The sequence below is a fragment of the Streptomyces sp. Edi4 genome (assembly GCF_040253615.1).
Lineage (GTDB): Bacteria > Actinomycetota > Actinomycetes > Streptomycetales > Streptomycetaceae > Streptomyces.
The window spans coordinates 4,539,886-4,561,813 of the sequence record NZ_JBEJGY010000004.1; the positions used below are offsets into that span (position 1 = coordinate 4,539,886).

At 70.9% G+C, this 21,928-nt stretch carries 17 protein-coding genes and 1 riboswitch; of the genes, 12 read left to right on the forward strand and 5 right to left on the reverse strand.

The features are described 5' to 3' along the window. The first annotated feature begins 51 nt into the window (after positions 1–51). Positions 52–1,050 (forward strand): CBM35 domain-containing protein, encoded by a 999-nt coding sequence (locus ABR738_RS22625; RefSeq protein WP_350231797.1) that lies wholly within the window; start codon positions 52–54, stop codon positions 1,048–1,050. 79 nt (positions 1,051–1,129) lie between these two features. Here ABR738_RS22625 and ABR738_RS22630 read toward each other — a convergent pair whose 3' ends face one another. From ABR738_RS22630 to ABR738_RS22640, 3 genes are all read right to left on the reverse strand, one after another. After that, complete coding sequence (locus ABR738_RS22630) at positions 1,130–2,050, reverse strand: 1-phosphofructokinase family hexose kinase (RefSeq protein ID WP_350231798.1); 921 nt, start codon at positions 2,048–2,050, stop codon at positions 1,130–1,132. A 76-nt stretch (positions 2,051–2,126) separates the two neighbouring features. After that, positions 2,127–3,272 (reverse strand): N-acetylglucosamine-6-phosphate deacetylase, encoded by a 1,146-nt coding sequence (gene nagA, locus ABR738_RS22635; protein WP_350231799.1) that lies wholly within the window; start codon positions 3,270–3,272, stop codon positions 2,127–2,129. Continuing rightward, positions 3,272–4,414 carry an ROK family protein gene (locus ABR738_RS22640; RefSeq protein WP_350231800.1) on the reverse strand — a complete coding sequence of 381 codons (1,143 nt, stop codon included), beginning with the start codon at positions 4,412–4,414 and terminating at the stop codon, positions 3,272–3,274. The genes nagA and ABR738_RS22640 overlap by 1 nt, the downstream gene beginning before the upstream one ends. 284 nt (positions 4,415–4,698) lie before the next feature. Here ABR738_RS22640 and ABR738_RS22645 point away from each other — a divergent pair, with 284 nt between their 5' ends. From ABR738_RS22645 to otsB, 4 genes are all read left to right on the forward strand, one after another. Then, entirely contained in the window at positions 4,699–5,916 is a 1,218-nt protein-coding gene (locus tag ABR738_RS22645) for an extracellular solute-binding protein (RefSeq protein WP_350231801.1), read from the forward strand. A 705-nt stretch (positions 5,917–6,621) separates the two neighbouring features. Further along, positions 6,622–7,221 (forward strand): VOC family protein, encoded by a 600-nt coding sequence (locus ABR738_RS22650; RefSeq protein ID WP_350231802.1) that lies wholly within the window; start codon positions 6,622–6,624, stop codon positions 7,219–7,221. 924 nt (positions 7,222–8,145) lie between these two features. Continuing rightward, positions 8,146–8,388, forward strand: a complete 243-nt coding sequence (locus tag ABR738_RS22655; protein WP_502964237.1) for a DUF3263 domain-containing protein — start codon at positions 8,146–8,148, stop codon at positions 8,386–8,388. Between the two features lie 67 nt (positions 8,389–8,455). Further along, positions 8,456–9,295: a trehalose-phosphatase gene (gene otsB, locus ABR738_RS22660; RefSeq protein WP_350231803.1), complete on the forward strand. Its 840-nt coding sequence runs from the start codon at positions 8,456–8,458 to the stop codon at positions 9,293–9,295. A gap of 505 nt (positions 9,296–9,800) precedes the next feature. Here otsB and ABR738_RS22665 read toward each other — a convergent pair. Both ABR738_RS22665 and ABR738_RS22670 read right to left on the reverse strand, forming a co-directional pair. Further along, positions 9,801–11,261, reverse strand: a complete 1,461-nt coding sequence (locus tag ABR738_RS22665) for an alpha,alpha-trehalose-phosphate synthase (UDP-forming) (protein WP_350231804.1) — start codon at positions 11,259–11,261, stop codon at positions 9,801–9,803. A gap of 181 nt (positions 11,262–11,442) precedes the next feature. Beyond that, positions 11,443–12,390 carry a glucosyl-3-phosphoglycerate synthase gene (locus ABR738_RS22670; protein WP_350231805.1) on the reverse strand — a complete coding sequence of 316 codons (948 nt, stop codon included), beginning with the start codon at positions 12,388–12,390 and terminating at the stop codon, positions 11,443–11,445. Between the two features lie 132 nt (positions 12,391–12,522). Next, positions 12,523–12,685: riboswitch (SAM riboswitch) on the forward strand. Positions 12,686–12,702: 17 nt separating this feature from the next. On the opposite strand from ABR738_RS22670, the gene thrC reads away from it, so the two are divergent. The 7 genes from thrC to mycP all read left to right on the forward strand — a co-directional run bounded on the left by thrC (position 12,703) and on the right by mycP (position 21,694). After that, positions 12,703–14,031, forward strand: a complete 1,329-nt coding sequence (gene thrC / locus ABR738_RS22675; RefSeq protein ID WP_350231806.1) for a threonine synthase — start codon at positions 12,703–12,705, stop codon at positions 14,029–14,031. 37 nt (positions 14,032–14,068) lie between these two features. After that, on the forward strand, positions 14,069–14,344 hold the full coding sequence (locus ABR738_RS22680) for a ubiquitin-like small modifier protein 1 (protein ID WP_350231807.1): 276 nt from the start codon (positions 14,069–14,071) through the stop codon (positions 14,342–14,344). A gap of 399 nt (positions 14,345–14,743) precedes the next feature. Continuing rightward, positions 14,744–14,947 (forward strand): cold-shock protein, encoded by a 204-nt coding sequence (locus ABR738_RS22685; protein ID WP_005315736.1) that lies wholly within the window; start codon positions 14,744–14,746, stop codon positions 14,945–14,947. A 583-nt stretch (positions 14,948–15,530) separates the two neighbouring features. Next, positions 15,531–17,156 (forward strand): chaperonin GroEL, encoded by a 1,626-nt coding sequence (groL, locus tag ABR738_RS22690; protein ID WP_350231808.1) that lies wholly within the window; start codon positions 15,531–15,533, stop codon positions 17,154–17,156. A gap of 264 nt (positions 17,157–17,420) precedes the next feature. Further along, positions 17,421–18,236, forward strand: a complete 816-nt coding sequence (locus ABR738_RS22695) for a DUF4097 family beta strand repeat-containing protein (RefSeq protein WP_350231809.1) — start codon at positions 17,421–17,423, stop codon at positions 18,234–18,236. 139 nt (positions 18,237–18,375) lie between these two features. Next, on the forward strand, positions 18,376–18,882 hold the full coding sequence (locus ABR738_RS22700; protein WP_350231810.1) for a DUF2563 family protein: 507 nt from the start codon (positions 18,376–18,378) through the stop codon (positions 18,880–18,882). Positions 18,883–20,458: 1,576 nt separating this feature from the next. Continuing rightward, positions 20,459–21,694, forward strand: coding sequence for a type VII secretion-associated serine protease mycosin (mycP, locus tag ABR738_RS22705; RefSeq protein WP_350231811.1), 1,236 nt, complete (start codon positions 20,459–20,461; stop codon positions 21,692–21,694). Positions 21,695–21,928 lie beyond the last annotated feature (234 nt).

The following is a 21,928-nucleotide window of genomic DNA, read 5'->3' on the forward strand; positions in this document are numbered from 1 at the left end:
GTAGGCTCGGCCGGTCGGCGACGGCTGGCGGACAGTGAGGAGTGACCCCGGATGACGACGCCCGGCAACGACGGCGCGAACACCCCCGAGGACGACGATCCGTTCGGCTACCTGTACGAGGACGGGCAGGCAGCAGGTGCCACCCCGCCCCGCACCGGCGGCGGCTACGGCTACCCGGGTCCGACGGTGGGGCAGCAGCCCGGTGTCCCCAGGACGTCGTACAACCAGGTGCGCACGGTCGGTGAGCGCAAGTACAACCCGATCCCGCACCAGCAGCAGTACCAGGGGCCGCCCCAGCAGTACCAGGGGCCGCAGCAGGGGCCCGCGCAGCAGCCCTACGGCCAGCCGGCCGCGCAGTACGCGGCGCCCGAGAACTACCCCGGGGGCGTCCCGCCCCGGCAGGGTCCGCCCCCGCAGCAGAACGGCGGCGGTGGCCGGGGACCCAACACCAAGGGGCTGCTCATCGGCGCGGTCGCGGTCGTCGCGGCCGTCGTCATCGGCATCGCGGTCGCCCTGGCCAGCAACAACGACGGCAAGGACAAGAAGGACGACGCCGCCAAGCCCGGCAGCTCCACGTCCGGGCAGCCCTCGACGCCCAGCACCAGCCCCTCGCCGTCGGACTCCGCTCCGGCGCCGCTGCCCAAGGGCGACGCGGCGACGCTGACGCTCGGCGGCTCCGCGCAGGTCGGCACCAATGTGCCGGGCGCCAAGGGCACGGGCGGCGCGTTCGTCGGCAACTTCAACACCGTGGGCGCCTCGGTCACCTGGAAGGCCAATGTGCCCAAGGCCGGCTCGTACAAGCTGTACCTGCGCTTCGGCGTCCCCGGCACGGACGCGAACGCGACGATAACGCTCAACGGCAAGCCCGAGTCGCGCCCGATGAACATGAAGAACTTCGCGCACGCCGCCGCCGGCGACTGGGCCAAGGGCTGGGCCACCACGTACGCCAACGTGGAGCTCACCAAGGGCGTCAACGAGATCAAGCTGTCCTGCGAGCAGGGCAACCAGTGCAACGCCAATCTCGACCAGCTGTGGCTCGTCGCCTCCTAGCCGAGCGCCGCCCCGCACGATCCCGTACGACCCCGCATGACCCCGTACGGCCCCGCTTGATCTGCATGACCCCGCCGGCTCAGTGCGCGAGTTCGCTCACGCGCACCGAGCCGAGCGTCTTCTCGTACGCCTCCGCGTCGAACTCGCCCGCAGCGGGCGCGAGGACGGTCGCCGCCGACAGGGCCACCGCGCGCCGCAGCCGCCCGGGCCAGTCAAGGCCCTCCACCAGGCCCGACAGCAGTCCCGCCACCGCCGAGTCGCCCGCTCCCGTCGGGTTGCCGCGCACCACGGCCGGCGGGGCCGCCTGCCACAGGCCTTCGGGCGAGGCGGCGAGCAGACCCTGAGCGCCGAGCGAGGCGACCACAGTGTGGGCCCCGCGCCTGCGCGCGTCACGGGTCGCCCGCAGCGGCTCGCGCGACCCGGTGAGCTGGGCCAGTTCGTCGGCGTTGGGCTTGACCAGGTCGGGCCGGGCGGCGATGCCGCGCCGCAGGGCCTCGCCACTGGTGTCGAGCAGCACCGGCACCTTCGCGCCCCGGGCCTGGCGCACCAGCTGGGCGTACGTCCCCACGGGCAGCCCCGGCGGCAGACTCCCGCACAAAGCGACCGCGTCGGCCCCGTCGAGCAGCCGCGTGTACGTGGTCAAGAACGCGTCCCACTCGGCGGGCGAGATGAGCGGGCCCGGCTCGTTGAGCTGGGTCGTGTCGCCGGTGGCCGCGTCGACGACGGCGATCGTGCGGCGGGTGGCGCCCGCGATGGGCACGAGCGCGTCGAGGGGCGCGAGCTCGCCGAGCAGCGCGCGCAGCACCTCGCCGCTCGGGCCGCCCGCGAAGCCCGTCACCACGGTCTCGTGGCCGAGCGCGGCGAGCACCCGGGCGACGTTGAGGCCCTTGCCGCCGGGGCGCTCGGTGACCTCCTCCACGCGGTGGCTCGCGTGCGGTACGAGAGCGGGCACGCGGTAGGTGAGGTCCAGTGCGGTGTTCAGCGTGACGGTCACAATCACGGGGTGATCATGCCAAACGGACGGCGGCAGGCCCAGACCCGAACCCGCCGCCGGCCGCGTGAGAAGCCGGCTGCTCTCAGGCGCGCGAGGGCTCGACGACCCAACTGCCCTTGCGCAGAACGCCCTTGACCGCGAAGTCGCCGTCCAGGACCACCAGGTCGGCGTCCTTGCCGGGTTCGAGCGAGCCGACCTTGTCGTCGAGGCCGAGCAGCCGGGCCGGGTTGGCGGAGATCGCCCGCACGGTGTCCTCGACGCTCAGGCCGTCGACCGTCACCGACCGCTGGAAGGCGCGGTCCAGGGTGAGCGTGGAGCCCGCGATGGAGCCGCCCTCCACCAGGCGCGCCACCCCCTGTTTGACCTCGACCTCCAGCGGGCCCAGGTGGTAGAGCCCGTCGCCGAACCCGGCCGCGTCCATGGCGTCGGTGATGAACGCGACACGGGCGGCGCCCTTGTGCCGGAAGGCCAGTTCGAGGGCGGCGGGGTGCAGATGCGTACCGTCGTTGATCAGCTCGACGGTGACCCGCTCGTCCTCCAGGAGCGCCGCGATCGGACCCGGCTCGCGGTGGCCGAGCGGGGGCATCGCGTTGAAGAGGTGGGTGGCGACGGTGGCGCCCGCCTCGATGGCCTCCACCGTCTGCTCGTACGAGGCGTCGGTGTGGCCGATCGCGGCGATGACGCCGTGCTCGGCCAGCAGGCGTACGGAGTCGAGGCCGCCGGGCAGCTCGGTGGCGAGCGTGACCATCTTCGCGGTGCCGCGCGCGGCGTCCAGCAGCTTGCGCACCTCGGCCGGGTCGGGATCGCGCAGCAGGCTCTCGCTGTGGGCGCCCTTGCGGCAGGGCGAGATGAACGGGCCCTCGAAGTGGATGCCGGCCAGGTCGCCCTGCTCGACCAGCTCGGACAGCAGGCCGGCGCGCTGGGCGAGCGCGTCCATCTCGCCGGTCACCGTGGAGGCGACCACGGTGGTGGTGCCGTGCAGGCGGTGGGTGCGCACGCCTTTGAGGACGTCCTCGACGCTGCCGTTGGTGAAGGAGGCACCGCCGCCGCCGTGGTTGTGCGTGTCGACGAAGCCCGGCACGATCCAGTGGCCCGACAGGTCGAGCGCGGGCGCGTCGGCGGGGGCCGCTCCGGAGATGGTGGTGCCGTCGATGACCACGCGTCCGTTCTCGACGACCCCGGTCGGGAGGACGACACGGGCGCCCGAGAGAACTAGCGATGCGGCCATCAGGCGGATACCTCACTGGAGTGGGGGTGGTCGGGGTGGTCGGGGTGGTTGGGGTGGCCGGAGTGGTCGGAGCGGTTGGAGTGGCTGGGGCCGGAGGCGGGGGACTCTGTGGGGTTGGTGGTCCGAGTGGTCTTCGTTGGCTTGGCTGCCTTGGCCGTCTCGGTGGCGTGCGTGGTCGTGGCGTGCGAGGTCCCGGTGACCAGGTCCCAGGCGAGCAGGCCCGCGCCCAGACATCCGGCGGTGTCCCCGAGGGCCGCCGGAACGATCTCGGGCAGCTTCTGGAACGTCACCCGCTCCTGGACGGCGGCCCGCAGCGGTACGAACAAGGTTTCCCCGGCTTCGGCGAGTCCGCCACCGATGATCAGCACTCGGGGGTCGAGCAGGGTGAGCGCGGTGACCAGGCCGTCCGCGAGCGCGTCGATCGCCTCGTGCCACACGGCGAGCGCGCGGGCATCGCCGGATTCGACGGCCTTGGCACAGTCGGCGGCGTCCGCCTCCGGGTCGCCGCTCGCCTCGGCCCAGGCCAGCGACACCGCGGAGGCGGAGGCCAGCCGTTCCAGACAGCCCCGCTGTCCGCAGGGGCACTCGACGCCGCCGGGGCGTACGACGATGTGGCCGATCTCCCCGGCGAAACCGTGCGCGCCCGGCTCGACGCGGCCGTCGATGCCGATGGCGCCCGCGATCCCGGTGCCCAGCGGCACGAACAGGAAGCGGTCGGTGCCGTTGCCCGCGCCGATGCGGCCCTCGGCGAGACCGCCGGTGCGTACGTCATGGCCGAGCGCGACCGGCACGCCGCGCAGCCGCTCGCTGAGCAGCCGGCGCATGGGCACATCGCGCCAGCCGAGATTGGCCGCGTACGTGGCGATGCCGTGCTCGGCGTCCACGATGCCGGGTACGGCGACGCCGGCCGCGACGGCGCTCTCGCCGAAGTGGCGCTCGCCGTACGCCAGCAGTTCACCGGCGAAGTCGAGGATCGACTCGACAACAGCGTCGGGCCCGCGCTCCCTGCCGGTGGCCCTGCGCGCCTCGTACAGGAGCGGGGGAGGGCCGGGGGGTTGTCCCCCGGGCAGCGCGGTTTCCGCCCCGACCAGGGCGGCTTTCATCCCGGTGCCGCCCACATCCAGGGCGATGACGTGTCTCACGGTACCCAGTCTCGCGCCAACACCCACTAAAGGTCTAGTCCACTCGCCGGATGAGGTAGAAAGCGCTTTCCGTGCCCAAAGTTTCCCAATGTACCCTTGCACCGGGCGTTGCGGAAGCGATATGCGACTGGTGTAGACCTCATCCCCCCGTATGAGGAAAAATCGCAGCTCACAAACAGGACGTCACGGGGGACCGACTGGATCCGCGAGGATCACCAACGAGGGTGGGATAGCGCGTGCGCAGGCGCTTCTTGGGCTTGACCGCGGCGGTTGCCGCATTCGGTATGACGGCAGTGCTCTCGGGGTGCGGCGGCCAGAGCGGGTCCGGTGACGTCACCCTCAAGCTGGTGGCCGCCGACTACGACATAGCCGGCGGCAACACGACGAAGACGTACTGGCACAACGTGGTCGCGGAGTTCGAGAAGAAGAACCCGGGCATCAAGGTCGACGTCCAGATCTTCTCCTGGGACGTGGTGGACGCCAAGGTCGCCGAGATGGTCAAGGCCGGCCACGCCCCCGACATCGCGCAGATCGGCGCGTACTCCGACTACGCGGCGACCGGCAAGCTCTACAGCGCCGACCAGCTGCTCTCCATCCCCGTCGAGGCCAACTTCCTGGCCCCGCTGGCCGACGCGGGCAACGTGCGACGCGTCCAGTACGGCATGCCGTTCGTGGCCTCCACGCGCCTGCTCTTCTACAACCAGACGCTGTTCGACGAGGCGCACATCAAGCCGCCCACCACCTGGGCGGAGCTCGCGTCCGACGCCAAGGCGCTCAAGGCCAAGGGGGTGAAGACCCCCTTCGCGCTGCCGCTGGGCAGTGAGGAGGCGCAGGCCGAGACCATGATGTGGATGCTCAGCGGCAACGGCGGCTACACCAACACCGTCGACGGCTACGACATCGACTCGCCCGAGAACATCCAGACCTTCGAGTGGCTGAAGGCCAACCTGGTCGACACCGAGCTGACCGGCCCGGTCGCACCCGGCAAGCTCAACCGGCAGGACGCTTTCGACGCGTTCGCCAAGGGTGAGGTGGGCATGCTCAACGGCCACCCCTCCCTGATGGAGGCGGCCAAGAAGAAGGGCATCAAGTTCGGCATGGTTCCGTTGCCCGGCCAGAACGGGCAGGCCAAGGCGACGATGGGTGTCGCCGACTGGATCATGGGCTTCAAGCAGGGCGGGCACCGGGCGCAGATCGGGAAGTTCCTGGACTTCACGTTCTCCGACGCCAACGTGCTCAAGTTCGCCGACCAGTACGACCTGCTGCCGTCCACGGTGTCGGGGTCCACGGCGATGGCGGCCGACGCAGGCCACAAGGAACTCAAGCCGTTCCTGGCCGCGCTGCCCACGTCGGAGCTGCCGCCCGTGGGCAAGACGTCGTGGCCGAAGGTGAGCGAAACGGTCAAGAAGAAGATCGGCACGGCGCTGATGCCGGGGGGTTCGCCGAGGGCGGTGTTGCAGGACATCGCGAAGGTGGCTACGGATGCGGACAATGCGGAGTAGGTAGGTGGGGGGTGGGGGGTTTGCCCACCCGCCCGCCCGTGCGGCGGGGTTGGGTGGGGTGGCCCTCGACCCTGGGGGTTTGCCCGCCCGTCCGTGCGGCGGGGTGGATGGGTTGGTCCCCGGTCCTGGAGGCTTGCGTGCCCGGCCTCCCGTGTGGCCGGGTGGATGGGTTGACGCCCAACCCCGGAGGGTTGCCTGCCCGGCCGCCCGTGCGGCGGGTGTATGGGTTGGTCCCCGGTCCTGGGGGTTTGCCCGCCCGGCCCACCCGTGCGGCGGGGCGGATGCGTAGGGCCCCTGACCCTGGGGGCGGGTTCCCGGGTTGCCCGTGCGGCGGGGCGGGTCCCCGTCCCCTGGGCTCCGCCACGGGCCCGGCGCTCTTCCCGGGTGCGGGGAGCGTGCGGCAGGCAACCGCGCCCCGTTCGGGACGGCCGCTGGTTTTTTGGGGGGCGCGGGGAACTGCGCGACCAGCCACGCACGGTCCGGGGTTGAGGACGGTGCCAGGGGCGCGGGCAGCTGTGCGGGAATGGCGTTCGGTCGGGGTCGGCGGCGTATTTTGGGGGCGCGGGGAACTGCGCGACCAGCCCCACGCACGGTCCGAGGCCGAAGGCGATGTCAGGGGCGCGAGCCCGCACGCCCTCGCTCCGGCAGCGGCAGCGCCAACGCGCATCGACGGGTTCGACGGGTTCGACGGCTGGGGGGCCAGAAATGCTGACCGGGGTCGTGATCGACGCGGTGGATGTCCCGCGCATGGAGCGCTTCTGGCTGGACGCCACACAGGGCCGCACCGGCGGCCTGCGCCTGCGGTTCGAGCCGACCGCGAGGCAGAAGCCGGCCCACAAGAACCGACTCCACCTCGACCTGGCCGGCGGCCCGAACTGGCAGGACGAGGTGGCGCGCCTGCGCACACTCGGTGCGACGCGGGCCGACATCGGCCAGGGAGATGTCCCATGGGACGTGCTGGCCGATCCGGAGGGAAACGAGTTCTGCGTATTGCGTCCCGGCCACCCCGGCGTGCTGGCCGACTCCGGCCTGGTCGCGATCTGCCTCGACGTCGCCGAGGAGGACCGCTTCGCGCAGTCGGCCTTCTGGCAGTCCGAGGCCGACTGGCACGCGGCCGAGTCCCACGAGTGGGGCGTCCGGCTGCGTCGGAGCCCCACGAGCGCGGTCGCGCTGGTGATGGGGCCGCCTGCGGCGCCGAAGGCGGCACGGAACAGGCTGCGCCTGGAGGTGGCTCATCCCGACCGGGAGCCGGGCGAGTTCCGCGATCCCGCCGGAAACGAGTACCACGTCACGTGCAACGGGTAGATGGCTGATCGTGCCCCCAGCGCGCCGCACCCCCATCCCACCCCGGAGGGTTCGGGGGAGGGGGTAGGAACGGGAGGGGAAGCTACCGTGGACCACATGACCGAAGAGCCCAGAACCGCCCCCCCGGCCAGCGCCCCCGGCGCCACCCCGGCGAACGCGCTGGGCCCGGCCCGAAACCCCGCCCCGGCCACCGCCGAGGACGTGACCCGGCCCGCGATCCCGGATGGCTCGCCCTTGGCCGCTGCTGCGGATGCGACTCGGGCCGCCATTCCGGATGGCTCGCCTCTGGCCGCTGCTGCGGATGCGACGCGGCCCGCGATCCCGGATAGCTCGCCTCTGGCCGCTGCTGCGGATGGGACGCGGTCCGCGATCCCGGATGGCTCGCCCCTGGCCGCCGCTGCGGACGTGACCCGGCCCGCCATCCCGGACGGCACAACCCCGGCCGCCGCTGCGGACGTGACCCGAACCGTCATTCCGGACGACACGACCCCGCACAGCCCCGCGCCCGGCGCGCAGGAAGACCTCGCGCACACCCCCGCGCAGGACACCGGGGCCAGGACCACCCCCGGTCCGCAGGACAGCGGGACTGCCCCCACTCCGCAGCGCGCCGGGACCCGCCCCGCCCCGCCGGACACCGATGCCACCCCCACCCCGCCGGACACCGGGACCACCCGGACCCCGCCGGACACCGAGTCCATGACCACCCCGCCGAACACCGGGGCCGAGGCCGCCCCCACCCCGCCGAACACCGCAGCCGAGGCCAGCCCCACCCCGCCGAACACCGCAGCCGAGGCCACCCCCACCCCGCCGAACACCGCAGCCGAGGCCACCCCCACCCCGCCGAACACCGGGGCCGCCAGGACCAGCCCCACCCCGCCGAACACCGAAGCCAACCCCACCCTGGACGCCCCCACTCCCACCCCCCTGAACGCCCGCACCCGCACCCCCCTGGACCCCCGCTCCCGCGCCACCCTCCACATGGAATCCCGCTCCTGGCCCACCCCCGGCGCCAAGGAACGGGCCATCCGCGAAGAGCTCGGGATGTCCCCCACCCGCTACTACCAGCTGCTCAACACCCTCCTCGACGACCCCCGCGCCCTCGCTCACGACCCCGTCACGGTCAACCGTCTGCGCCGCCTGCGCGCGGCACACCGCGACCGTCGCTGACCCACGCGCCGTTGCGCCATACGTGCCCCCCGCCCCCGCTCGCCCCGGCCCCTATAAGGTCAAGCGCATGGGAAGCCAACCGGAAACCCTGCCGACCCCCGCCACCCAGTCCGGCCGCGAGGGGCTTGCCGCCATCCTCGCGAGGCCCGGCCGCGCTGTCGTCGCGCTCGATTTCGACGGCACGCTCGCCCAGATCGTCGCCGACCCCGAGCAGGCCAGAGCCCACCCCGACGCCGTGCCGGCCCTGGCCGCACTGGCCCCGCATGTGGCATCCGTCGCCGTGGTCACCGGCCGCCCGGCCGGGGTCGCGGTCCGCTACGGAGGCTTCGCGGGTGTACCAGGCCTTGAGCACCTGGTGGTCCTCGGCCACTACGGCGCCGAACGCTGGGACGCCGTCACCGGCACCGTCCACACCCCCGCTCCCCACCCCGGCGTCGCCGCCGCCCGCGCGGAACTCCCCGGAGTCCTGGAGACGCACGGCGCCTGGCGCGGCACCTGGATCGAGGAGAAGGGCCAGGCCGTCGCGGTCCACACCCGCAGGGCGCGCGACCCCGAGGCCGCCTACGAGGCCCTGCGCGAACCCCTCGCCGACCTCGCGACCCGTCACGGCCTCGTCCTCGAACCCGGCCGGATGGTCCTGGAGTTGAGGCCCCCCGGCATGGACAAGGGCGTGGCGCTGGCAGCGTATGTACGCGAGGTGGGCGCGGAGTCGATCCTGTACGCGGGCGACGACCTGGGCGACCTGCCCGCGTTCGCCGCCGTGGAAAAACTCCGCTCGGACGGCACGCCGGGCCTCCTGGTGGCCGCGGACACGGTCATAGAGGACCTGTCCGACCGAGCAGACCTCCGCCTGAACGGCCCCGAGTCGGTAACGGCCTTCCTCAAGGCCCTGGCCACGCACATGTAGTCAGCGGGAGGCGCCCCCCTCGGGGGCCCGGGAACACGCCCTCGGAGGTCCAGGGGGCCAGGGTCCTACCCCCTGGGGGTCCAGGGGGCCAGGGTCCTACCCCCTGGGGGTCCAGGGTCCACCCCCTGGGGGCCCGGGGCCCTGCCTCCTGGAGGTACCAGGGCCCTGCCTCCTGGAGGTACCAGGGCCCTCCCTCCTGGGAGGCCAGAACCCTGCCTCCTGGGGGTCCAGGGCCTCGCCCCCTGGGGGTGCAGGGGGCGAAGCCCCCGCCGGGGTCCGAGGGGCAGCGCCCCTCAGGGGGTCTGGGGCGCAGCCCCAGGGCTCAGCCCACCCAACCCCGCCGCACGGGCGGGCGGGTGGGCAAACCCCCGGGGTCCGGGGCGCAGCCCCAGTGGCAGGCCCGGCACCTTTCGGCCGGGCGCCTGCAAACCCCCGGGGTCGGGGCGCAGCCCCAGGGCTCAGCCCACCCAACCCCGCCGCACGGGCGGGCGGGTGGGAAAACCCCCTACCCCAACCCCTCCAACTGCTCCAAGAACCACCGCCGCGGCACCAACCCCGTCCCCGCCACAGCCAACCGCTTCGTCCGCTCCGCCCGCTCCCCCTCCCCCATGGACAGCCCCGCGTGCAACGCGTCCGCCGTCCCCGTCACGTCGTACGGGTTCACGACGATCGCGTCCTCGCCCAGCTCCTCGTACGCCCCCGCCTCCCGCGAAAGCACCAGCGCGCACCCCGCGTCGGACACCACCGGCACCTCCTTGGCGACCAGGTTCATGCCGTCGCGCACGGGGTTGACCAGGGCGACGTCCGCGATCCGGTACGCCGCGAGGGAGCGGGCGAAGTCGTCCTGGACGTGCAGCACGACCGGGGTCCAACCCGGCGTCCCGTACGCCGAGTTGATCTCCTCGGCCACCCGGGCGACCTTCGCCGTGTAGTCCCGGTACACCGCGAGGTCCTGCCGCGAGGGGTAGGCGAACGCCACGTGCACGACCCGTTCGCGCCACTCGGGCCGGGTCTCCAGCAGATGCCGGTAGGCGTACAGCCCCCGCACGATGTTCTTGGACAGCTCGGTGCGGTCGACCCGCACGATCGTCTTGCGGCCGGGCCCGATCTGCTCGCGCAGCGCGACGATCCGCTCCTCGACGTCCGCCTCGTGCGCGCGCCGGCGCAGAAAGTCGCCGTCCGCGCCCAGCGGGTACACCGCGATGTCCGTCTCGCGCACCGGCTGCCCGGGCGCGCCGTGCCGGAAGCGGCGCCGCCCGTCACCGGCCGGAGTGATCAGGTCCGCCTCGCCCTCGAGGGTGACCACGACGGAGTCCGTGAATGCGGACGCCCACCGCCAGGTGAGGAAGCCGAGCCGGTCCGCCCCGAGCATCCCGCGCAGCAGCCGGCGCGCGATGTCGTCGGGGAGCATCCGGAAGTAGTCCACCGGCGCCCACGGCGTGTGCGAGAAGTGCCCGATGCGGAGATCGGGACGGAGTTCGCGGAGCATGCCGGGCACCAGCGCCAGGTGGTAGTCCTGCACCAGGACGCGCGCCCCGTCCGCCGCCTCCGCCGCCAGCGCCTCGGCGAAGGCCCGGTTGTACGTCTCGTAGGACGCCCACTGCCGCCGGAACTCCGCGTCGAAGACCGGCTCGAGCGGCGTCTGGTACAGCATGTGCTGGACGAACCACAGCACCGAGTTCGCGATGCCGTTGTACGCGTCCGCGAAGACGTCCGCGTCGATGTCCAGCATCCGGACGCCCTGCTCACCCACGCCCCGCCGCACCGCCTCGCGGTCGCCCTCGCCGAGCGCCGCGCACACCCACACCGACTCCACGTCGGAGCCGATCGCGCTGAGCCCGGAGACGACGCCGCCCCCGCCCCGCCTGGACTCCAGGGAGCCGTCCTCCTTGAGGGCGTACGAGACGGGGCCGCGGTTGGACGCGACGAGGACCTGGGCCGGGGGAGATGTGTGCGCGGTGACCATGTTGCGGAACCTAGCCCGCACCGCAATACCTCAAACACCCGTACGCCCGACCCCGTGGACGGAATCAGGCCACCCCTTTCTCCCCGTTTCACCCCCTGGCGCTCCCCAGCCCTCCTCGCGCCCCCCGCGCCGGGCCTTCGCACCTCCCGCGCCGGGCGTTCACGCCCCCCGCACCGGGCCCTCACGCCGCCCGGTGCACCTGGTACTCCTCGATCTCCCGCATCGGCGGCCGCTCCTCGGTGTCCACCGCGTACGTGCGCGGCACGAAACCATGGTCGCCGCGCTCGAACTGGGTCAGCTCGGGGCGTACGAGGTGGCCGCGGGACAGCCGCAGCTGGGCGGTGCGGTAGATCGCGGCAGCCATCCGGCCGAGCGCCTGCCCGTCCTGGTGACGGTGCTTGCGTACGCCCACGTCGACCTGGGCCAGCGCGTCAAGACCCACCGTGTGCAGCGCGTCCACGAGCAGCGCGAGCTCGACGCCGTACCCGACGGGGAACGGCAGCCGTTCCAGGAGCGAGCGCCTGGCCGCGTACTCACCGCCCAACGGCTGTACCACGCCGGCCAGTTGGGGCCAGTGGAGGTTGAGCAGGGGACGCGCCACGAGCTCGGTGACCCGGCCGCCCTGGCCGGCCGTCGCACCGAGCGGCCGGTCGTACATGGCCTTGACGAAGTCCACCTCCGGGTCGGTCAGGAGCGGCCCGACGATGCCGGAGACGAACGCGGCGTCGAAGTCCTTGAGGTCGGCGTCGACGAAGCAGACCACGTCCCCGCTGGTCACGAGCAGCGAGCGCCACAGCACCTCGCCCTTGCCGGGCAGCGCGGGCAGCCTCGGCAGGATCGTGTCGCGGTGGACGACCCGGGCGCCGGCGGCGGCCGCGACCTCGGCCGTACGGTCGCGGGAGCCGGAGTCGACCACGACCAGCTCGTCGACGAGCGGCACGGAGGCGGTCATCAGCTCGCGCCGGATCGTGGCCACGATCTCACCGACCGTGGCCTCCTCGTCGAGCGCGGGCAGCACCACGCTGACGGTCGTACCCGTACGGTGTTTCGCGGCCAGCATCCGCTCCAGCGGCCGCTCGGCCGTCGACCAGGAACGCCTGCTCAGCCAGCGTTCCACCTCTTCCAGCACGGCCGTCGGCCTCCTCGTGTGATCCATCTCGCGGTTCGGACGACTATCTCAACCGTCCGGAGCTTCGGTTACAGTCTTGAACAACGCGAGGGACCACCGCATGCCGGGGTCCCCACGCCGACAATCGAATACCGCTCATCCAGAGGGGCAGAGGGAAACGGCCCGTTGAAGCCCCGGCAACCCTCCAGTCGGTTCTCGTCGACCACGTTCACACGTCGGTCAGGACACGGGGCCACCGGCTAGGGAAGGTGCCAAATCCGTCTCATGGCGAAGTTCGCCCTGAGGAAGATGAGGAGAAAGGGCCTCCCCTCCATGTCTGTACAGACCGCTGAAACCCGCACCTCCGCCGAGAGCGGTACCTCCGCCGAGAACGCGTCCGGCACCCCCGTTGATCTCGGCCCGGCATCCGGCCTCTCCTGCCGCGAGTGCGGCCAGCGTTTCGAACTTGGCCCGATTTTCGCCTGCGAACTGTGTTTCGGACCGCTCGAAGTCGCCTATGACCTGCCGCTCGGCGACCCCGAGGCGCTGCGCGAGCGGATCGAGGCGGGCCCCGAGAACATCTGGCGCTACGCCCCGCTGCTGCCGGTCCCGGCCGACGTCGCCGACAAGCCGAACCTGAATCCCGGCTTCACCAAGCTCGTCAAGGCCGACAACCTGGCGCGCGAGCTGGGCGTCGAGCCCGGCAAGCTGTTCGTCAAGGACGACTCCGGCAATCCGACGCACTCCTTCAAGGACCGCGTCGTCGCCCAGGCCCTCGAGGCCGCCCGCGCCTTCGGCTTCACCACGCTCTCCTGCTCCTCCACCGGAAACCTCGCCGGAGCGGTCGGCGCCGCCGCCGCGCGGGCCGGCTTCCGCTCCTGCGTGTTCATCCCGCACGACCTGGAACAGGGCAAGGTCGTCATGGCCGCGGTGTACGGCGGCGAGCTCGTCGGCATCGAGGGCAACTACGACGACGTGAACCGCTTCTGCTCCGAGCTCATCGGCGACCCGCTCGGCGAGGGCTGGGGCTTCGTCAACGTCAATCTGCGTCCGTACTACGGCGAGGGTTCCAAGACGCTGGCGTACGAGATCTGCGAACAGCTGGGCTGGCGCCTCCCCGACCAGCTGGTCATCCCGATCGCCTCGGGCTCCCAGCTCACCAAGATCGACAAGGGGCTCCAGGAGCTGATCAAGCTCGGCCTGGTCGAGGACAAGCCGTACAAGATCTTCGGCGCCCAGGCCGAGGGCTGCTCGCCGGTGTCGACCGCCTTCAAGGCCGGACACGACGTCGTACGCCCCCAGAAGCCCGACACCATCGCCAAGTCGCTCGCCATCGGCAACCCGGCGGACGGCCCCTACGTCCTGGACATCGCGCGCCGCACGGGCGGTGCGGTGGAGGACGTGAACGACGAACAGATCGTCGACGCCATCAAGCTCCTCGCCCGCACCGAGGGCATCTTCGCGGAGACCGCGGGCGGTGTGACGGTCGGCGTCACGAAGAAGCTCATCGACGCCGGTCTCATCGACCCCTCGCTCACCACGGTCGTGCTCAACACCGGTGACGGACTCAAGACCCTGGACGCGGTGGCCGCCACCTCCCAGGCGACCGCCACCATCCGCCCGAGCCTGGACGCCTTCCGCGACGCGGGCCTCGCGCGCTGAGCCACCGCCGATCCTGATCGACTAGGAGCACCGAACCATGAGCGTGAACGTCCGCATCCCCACGATCCTGCGCACCTACACCGGCGGCAAGGCCGAGGTCACGGCCGAGGGGACGACCCTGGCCGACGTCATCGCCGACCTGGAGAAGAACCACACCGGGATCGCCGCGCGCGTCCTGGACGACCAGGGCAAGCTGCGCCGCTTCGTCAACGTGTACGTCAACGACGATGACGTCCGCTTCGAGCAGGGCCTGGAGACGGCGACGCCGGACGGCGCGGGCGTCTCGATCATCCCCGCGGTCGCCGGCGGCTGAACCGCGCCCACCACTTTCGGAATTGCCCCCTCCGCACGAGAAGCGGAGGGGGCAATTCAACATGATTGAGCGGGGTACAGTTGGGGAAACCCCCTCGCTCCGAGTGCCACGCGCATATGAGAACGCGACAACATGGGGTCAAAGTGTGTGAGCCATTTGCGCCTTAAGTGCGCTTTGCCCGGCCCGACTTGCCCCGGAATGCAGAATAAATGGCATTCCGCTCCCCATGCGTGCCCGGAATTCTCGTCCGATTGACCTGTTGCAGAGGGCAGTTGGGCAGATACATTCAGCCGCGGTCGACGCGTTCCGGCGCACACCCTCTCCTGTCGGAGGGTGCAGGTCTGACCCGGGTCCGCGAAGTGCGGCCCCGTGCAAGGGCCAGTAATAGGGGAGTTAGGCATGGCTCAGGGCACCGTCAAGTGGTTCAACGCGGAGAAGGGGTACGGCTTCATCGCGGTCGACGGTGGTGCGGATGTTTTCGTCCACTACAGCGCGATCCAGATGGACGGTTACCGCACCCTTGAAGAAGGTCAGCGAGTCGAGTTCGAGATCTCGCAGGGCCAGAAGGGTCCGCAGGCGGACATGGTCAAGCTCGCCGTCTGATAGAGACGCGATCGGCCACCGACGCACAAACGCATGAAGGGGACCACCCACCGGGCGGCCCCCTTCACGCATTCCCCGCCACCGAGCCCTTCAGGGGTGCGGGGAACTGCGCGGGAGGCGGGCACGGCCCGCAGGTGTGAGCGGGTTTGGGGGGTGCGGGGAACCGCGCGGGAGGCGGGCACGGCCCGCAGGCGTGAGCGGGAGTCAGGGGCGCGGGGAACTGCGCGAGAAGCGAGCACGGCCCGCAGGGCAACGGCACGCCAGGGGCGCGGGGAACTGCGCAGGCGGGCCGCGCCTGAAGACGCGCCGGGGGCGTGGGGGCAGAGCCCCCACCCAACCCCGGAGGACCGGCCAACCCCGGCAAGCGGCGCCCCCCGGTTCAAGAGACTCGCTTGCACTCGCAGGTGCCGAGTGCTAATCATTGGGCTTAGCACTCTCCCAGTGAGAGTGACAGAACTTGGATCGGGTCAGTGAGGCCCGCAACCCGAGTGGGGCAAGGAACCACAAGGGATGCAGGCCGTCCGTCGCGGGCACCGACACGGTCCACGAAGAACGCCACCCCTGTCCGGGAGGACCACTTCACATGGCCAAGATCATCGCGTTCGACGAGGAGGCACGGCGCGGTCTCGAGCGCGGGATGAACCAGCTCGCCGACGCCGTCAAGGTCACCCTCGGCCCCAAGGGCCGCAACGTCGTCCTCGAGAAGAAGTGGGGCGCCCCCACGATCACCAACGATGGTGTTTCCATCGCCAAGGAGATCGAGCTCGAGGACCCGTACGAGAAGATCGGCGCCGAGCTGGTCAAGGAAGTCGCCAAGAAGACGGACGACGTCGCCGGTGACGGAACGACCACCGCGACCGTCCTCGCCCAGGCCCTGGTGCGCGAGGGTCTGCGCAACGTGGCCGCCGGCGCCAACCCGATGGCCCTGAAGCGCGGCATCGAGAAGGCCGTCGAGGCCGTCTCCGCCGCCCTCCTGGAGCAGGCCAAGGACGTGGAGACCAAGGAGCAGATCGCTTCGACGGCCTCCATCTCCGCCGCCGACACCCAGATCGGCGAGCTCATCGCCGAGGCGATGGACAAGGTCGGCAAGGAAGGCGTCATCACCGTCGAGGAGTCGCAGACCTTCGGGCTCGAGCTTGAGCTCACCGAGGGCATGCGCTTCGACAAGGGCTACATCTCGGCGTACTTCGCCACCGACATGGAGCGTATGGAGGCGTCGCTCGACGACCCGTACATCCTGATCGTCAACTCGAAGATCAGCTCGGTCAAGGACCTGCTGCCGCTCCTCGAGAAGGTCATGCAGTCGGGCAAGCCCCTGCTGATCATCGCCGAGGACGTCGAGGGCGAGGCCCTGTCGACCCTGGTCGTCAACAAGATCCGCGGCACCTTCAAGTCCGTCGCCGTCAAGGCCCCGGGCTTCGGCGACCGCCGCAAGGCCATGCTCGGTGACATCGCCATCCTCACGGGCGGCACCGTCATCTCCGAGGAGGTCGGCCTCAAGCTGGAGAACGCCGGTCTCGACCTGCTCGGCCGCGCCCGCAAGGTCGTCATCACCAAGGACGAGACGACCATCGTCGACGGCTCCGGTGACAGCGACCAGGTCCAGGGCCGCGTCAACCAGATCCGCGCCGAGATCGAGAACAGCGACTCGGACTACGACCGCGAGAAGCTCCAGGAGCGCCTCGCCAAGCTCGCCGGCGGCGTGGCCGTCATCAAGGCGGGCGCGGCCACCGAGGTCGAGCTCAAGGAGCGCAAGCACCGCATCGAGGACGCCGTTCGCAACGCGAAGGCGGCCGTCGAGGAGGGCATCGTCGCCGGTGGTGGCGTGGCCCTGCTCCAGGCCTCCGCGGTGTTCGAGAAGCTGGAGCTCGAGGGCGACGAGGCGACCGGCGCCAAGGCCGTGAAGCTGGCCCTGGAGGCCCCGCTCAAGCAGATCGCCGTCAACGGTGGTCTCGAGGGTGGCGTCATCGTCGAGAAGGTGCGCAACCTGCCCGTCGGCCACGGCCTGAACGCCGCGACCGGTGAGTACGTCGACATGATCGCCGAGGGCATCATCGACCCGGCGAAGGTCACGCGCTCCGCGCTCCAGAACGCCGCCTCCATCGCGGCGCTCTTCCTCACCACCGAGGCCGTCATCGCCGACAAGCCGGAGAAGGCCGCCGCCGGCGGTGCCCCGGGCGGCATGCCGGGCGGTGACATGGACTTCTGATCCCAACGGATCGGTAGCTCCAGGCAGTTCACTGCCGCACGTTGTACGCCGAGGGCGGCACTCCCAGCACGGGGGTGCCGCCCTCGGCCGTTTCAGGTGGGGCCGGGGGCGGGAAGCCCGGGGGCACGGAGCCCGGGGTACGGGAAACCGAACTTCGGCAGGGGTGCTGGCCCCATGGTGCGGGGGTACGGGGGGCGGGCATGCTTGACGGGCAGAGGGGCCGGCACGGGGGCCGCCCCGACGGGCGTCCGCGCAGGAGAGTCGATGAGCACCACCCAGTCCACCACCGAGTCCACCACCACCAGCACCACCACCAAGCCGGCTGCTGCCCAGTCCTCCACCTCCCGGTGGCGGGCCCGCGCGTGCGCGGCCGCGGCCCTCACCGTGTTCGCGGTGGGCGCGCTCGGCGCGTGCGGGCCGATGGAGAACAAGACGTTCAAGGACGACGCGACCGTCAAGACCGCGGTCACCGCGGTCCGTATCGAGGGAAAGTCGGACGGCTTCCGGGTCCGCGGCAAACAGCACCTGACCGCCGCGACGGTGCACCGTGAGGTCACCTACCGGGACAAGTCCAAGCCGGATACCCCGACATACCGCGTGGAGAACAACGTCCTGGTGCTCGGAGGCTGCCCGGGCCACTGCTCGGTGGACTACACGGTCGACGTCCCCGCCGGCATCCCGGTCACCGGCTCCACCACGGCGGGCGGTCTGAACTTCTCGACGGTCGGCGCGGTGAAGGTGTCCGCCACCGACGGCCGGATCGTGGTGAACGGCGCGACAGGCCCGGTCGACCTGCGCACCACCAATGGCTCGATCGAAGCGAAGCGCCTCAAGGGCGAGAAGGTCACGGCGCACGCCTCCAACGGCTCGGTCACCCTCGCCCCCGACACCGCGCAGGACGTCACGGCCCAGACCGCCAACGGCAGCATCACCGTGACCGCCCCGCCCGCCCCGTACCACGTAGTGGCCCAGACCCAGAACGGCAGCAAGCACCTCGGTATACGGGACGACCCCGCCGCCGGCCACCGCCTGAACCTGACAACAGACAACGGCGGCATAACGCTGAAGACCGCCAAATAGGCCCGCTCCGCGCCCATTGTGCTCCCCCGATGGCCAGTTCCAGTCGCTCTCAGCGACGGTCCAACTGTGAACCGCAAGGGCCCTGGTTAGAGTTGCGCTGCGATCAGGGGTTTGCACGGGGTGTACGGGGGAGATGGTCATGGCATCAAACAAGGACAAGGGCGCGTCACAGTCGCCGCCCTGGGCCTTCGACGTGCTCGGCGTGGCGCAGGCGGCCGCGAACGACATGGTCACGGAACTGTCGTCTTTCACGACGTTCCAGCGACGCGTCGACGAGCTGATCCGCAACCTCAAGGGCTCGCCCGCCGACCCGAGCAAGGTCGGCCAAGAACGCCTCGTGCGCGAGCAGTTCGGCGGCGGCGAGGGCGCGTGGACGGAGGCCGCCGGCCTGTTCACTTCGTACGCAACAGTGATCACCGAGCTGGAAACCCTGTCCCGCCTGCTGTCGGACTCCATCGAGGGCATGGGCATCGCGGTCCTCGCCTCGCACCAGGGCTACCAGAACATCGACGCGGACGTCCGCAAGCGGATGGCAGCGATCAGCGTCGAAACGAAGAAGCACTACGGGGGCGACTACCACCCCGAGCAGTCGAAGCCGAAGAGCGATCCGAAGTCGTCGGGCGGCGACACGGGAGGGGCGTTCTGATGGGCGGTGGTACGCCGTTCGAGGGGATGAGTCACGAGGCGATGCTGGCGTGGCTGGACCAGGCGAACAGCGGCACGGTGCGGGGCGCCGCTGACCGTCTTGCGGCGGCGGCCAAGGAGATCCGTGCGATCGCGGAGGATTTGAAGGTCCGTCCTCAGTGGGTGGAGTGGAAGGGGGCGGGGGCGGACGCGTTCCGGACGTGGAGCGCGGATCTGGCCAATGCGACGCTGCGTCTGGGTGACTTCAGTGAGGGTTCCGCGACGTGGCTGGGCCATGCCTCGAACGCGATCGCGTCGGCGCAGGCGTCCATTCCTCGTGATGCGGGTAGTGCGCAGGCGAATCTGGATGCGGCTCGTTCTGCCCACAATGATCCGGATGCGTCGGCGATAGCCCGTAAGTCGGCGTCGGAGTTGGCGGCGCTGGAGGCGGACAAGGAGAAGGTCCGCCAGGAGGCGGTGGCCCAGATGCGGAAGCTGGGCCAGGCGTATGAGCAGGCGTCGACGCAGATGAACGGGTTGGAGCGACCTAAGTTTCCGCCACCGCCGGCGTCCATTGCGCCGGTGATCGGGAGCAAGTCCAATGCGGAAAGCACGCGGGCGTTCCCCGAGGGTACGGCTGAGGGAGGCTCATCGTCCGGCGGCGACTCCCCGAGGCATTCGGCTCAAGTCCACGATGCTGCTGCTGGAGGTCCCAGTCCGGGAACGCACTCGGAACTCACCTCGCCAGCGCACCCCACATTGGGGAGTGCTCTACAGCCGACTCGGCTGGACGTCGACTCGGTGGCCACGCTGCCACAGACAGCACCGCCGCCGACGTCCCCGGGGAGCGGACCGAGCCCGAGCGCGACCCATGGGGCTGAGACGTCGGCAGTGCGGTTGCCGCCGTCGGCTTTCGGCGGGGGACTGAGCGTGCCGACAAGCCCCTTTGGCGCGGGACGGGTTACCGCCGAAGAGGGCCCCCCGGCACGGACCAGGCAAGGGAGCGCCGCGCGCGTACCGGGTAGCAGCCCCGGGATCGTCGGTGGTCGCCCTGTTCCAGCGAGCCCGAACCGGCCAAATGGCAGCGTCCCGAGGGGAACCGTCGTCGGGGCGGAAGACACCAACGGGCATGGTGCGGCTAGGACAGCCGTGGGGGGAGGCCCGGTGGGTCAGGCAGCGGGCCGACCGGGAGCGATGCCTGGGCGTGGTTCGATGCCTCCGCGCGGCGGGGTGAGCGGTGGAAGCGCGCAGCAGTCGGGGCGGCCTGCCGGTCCCCGTTCTGTATCCACTGGCGCAGACGCGGAACGCGGAGGCGTCTCCGGCGGGAGGCCGGTCGTTGGCAATGCTGGCGGCGGAACCCATGGCGGACGGGCGACGCGGGGCCCTCAAAAGGGACGTGAGCGGCGCGAGGCGAGGGAGGGTAGCCCCGGTTACCTCGTTGAGGACGATGAGACGTGGCTGCGGGACGATCCTCGCGTTGTGCCGCCGGTCATCGACTGATGCGTTCAAGGAAGGCGCGAGGGAAGCTCATGCCATCGAGCAAGGTTCGGCGCAGGTGTGGGCCGGCTGCGACATCGGCGTTCTGTGGCCTACTGCTGGTGGGCGTCGCAGCTTCACCTGCCCTGGCGAATCGGACGCGCGACGATCAGTGGCATCTCGACGTCATGAAGGCGGAGGAGATGTGGCGTACGAGCACGGGTAAAGGCATCACTGTTGCCGTGATCGACACGGGCGTGGATCCGGACAATGAAGATCTGGCGGGGCAGGTTCTGGCTGGCAAGGATTTCGCCCAGAACCAGTCGGGCGGCGCGCACAACGACTATGACGGCCACGGGACCAGCATGGCCGGGTTGATCGCTGGGACGGGAGCCGCGCATGGCGGAAACGGTGCTCTGGGCCTTGCCCCCGGTACGAAAATCCTGCCACTCCGCATGCCCGATTCAACCAAGGCCCCGAACCAGGCCGAGGGAAACAAGCAGTTCAACACGATTGCTCCCCAGGCCATCCGTTATGCGGCCGACCAACACGCACGGGTCATCAACATCTCCTTGGGAACGGGGATCACCGAAGGCTCTCCAATGTTGACGGCGGCCGTAAAGTACGCCTTGGACAAGGGATCGTTGGTCTTTGCAGCCGTCGGCAACTACGCCAATGTGGACAACGAGGTTGAGTACCCAGCCGCCACTCCGGGTGTCGTCGGAGTCGGGGCGGTGGGCAAGGACCTTCACAAGACGTCGGAGTCTGAGTACGGCCCCCAGGTAGATGTGGCTGCGCCCGGTGACGACATGGTGCACGCCTGCAAAAGTGAGACCGGCCTATGCACATCCCACGGCACCAGCGACGCCACCGCCCTCGCGTCCGCCTCCGCCGCTCTGATTTGGTCCAAGCATCCGGAGTGGACGAACAACCAGGTTCTGCGGGTCATGTTGAACACGATCGGTGGTCCCACGGACGGGGCCAAGCGGAACGATTCGATCGGGTACGGGATCGTCCGCCCCCGCGTGGCCCTGGTGAATCCGGGCGACCCGGGCCCGGCGGACGTGTACCCGTTGCCGGACCCCCCGGCGTCCGGGGCGTCGGCCGCGCCGGCGAAACCGACCCCGGGACGTGCCGCGTCCAAGGCGGCGGAGAAGCCCGCGGGCAACCAGCCAACTCGTCTGCTGCCGTGGGGCCTCGGAGCCCTGGGGCTGGTCGGCGCCCTCCTCGGCCTCTGGTTCGTCCTCCGCACGCGCCGAAACCGTCGAGCCGCCGCCCAAATGCCATACGGCGGCAGTTGGGGACCAGGGCCAGGCTGGCCGGAGCAGCAGCACCACGACCGTACGAGGAGGTACTGAGGTGGCGCGGGACGAAGGGGAGCAGCTGGAGTCCGACGCACTGCTCCGCCGTGACCGCCACGGGCGCCTTGACGGGGTACGGACCGGAATGTCGGCGGGCGATACGGGAGGGGCGTTCTGATGGGCGGTGGTACGCCGTTCGAGGGGATGAGTCACGAGGCGATGCTGGCGTGGCTGGATCAGGCGAACAGTGGGACGGTGCGGGGCGCCGCTGACCGTCTTGCGGCGGCGGCC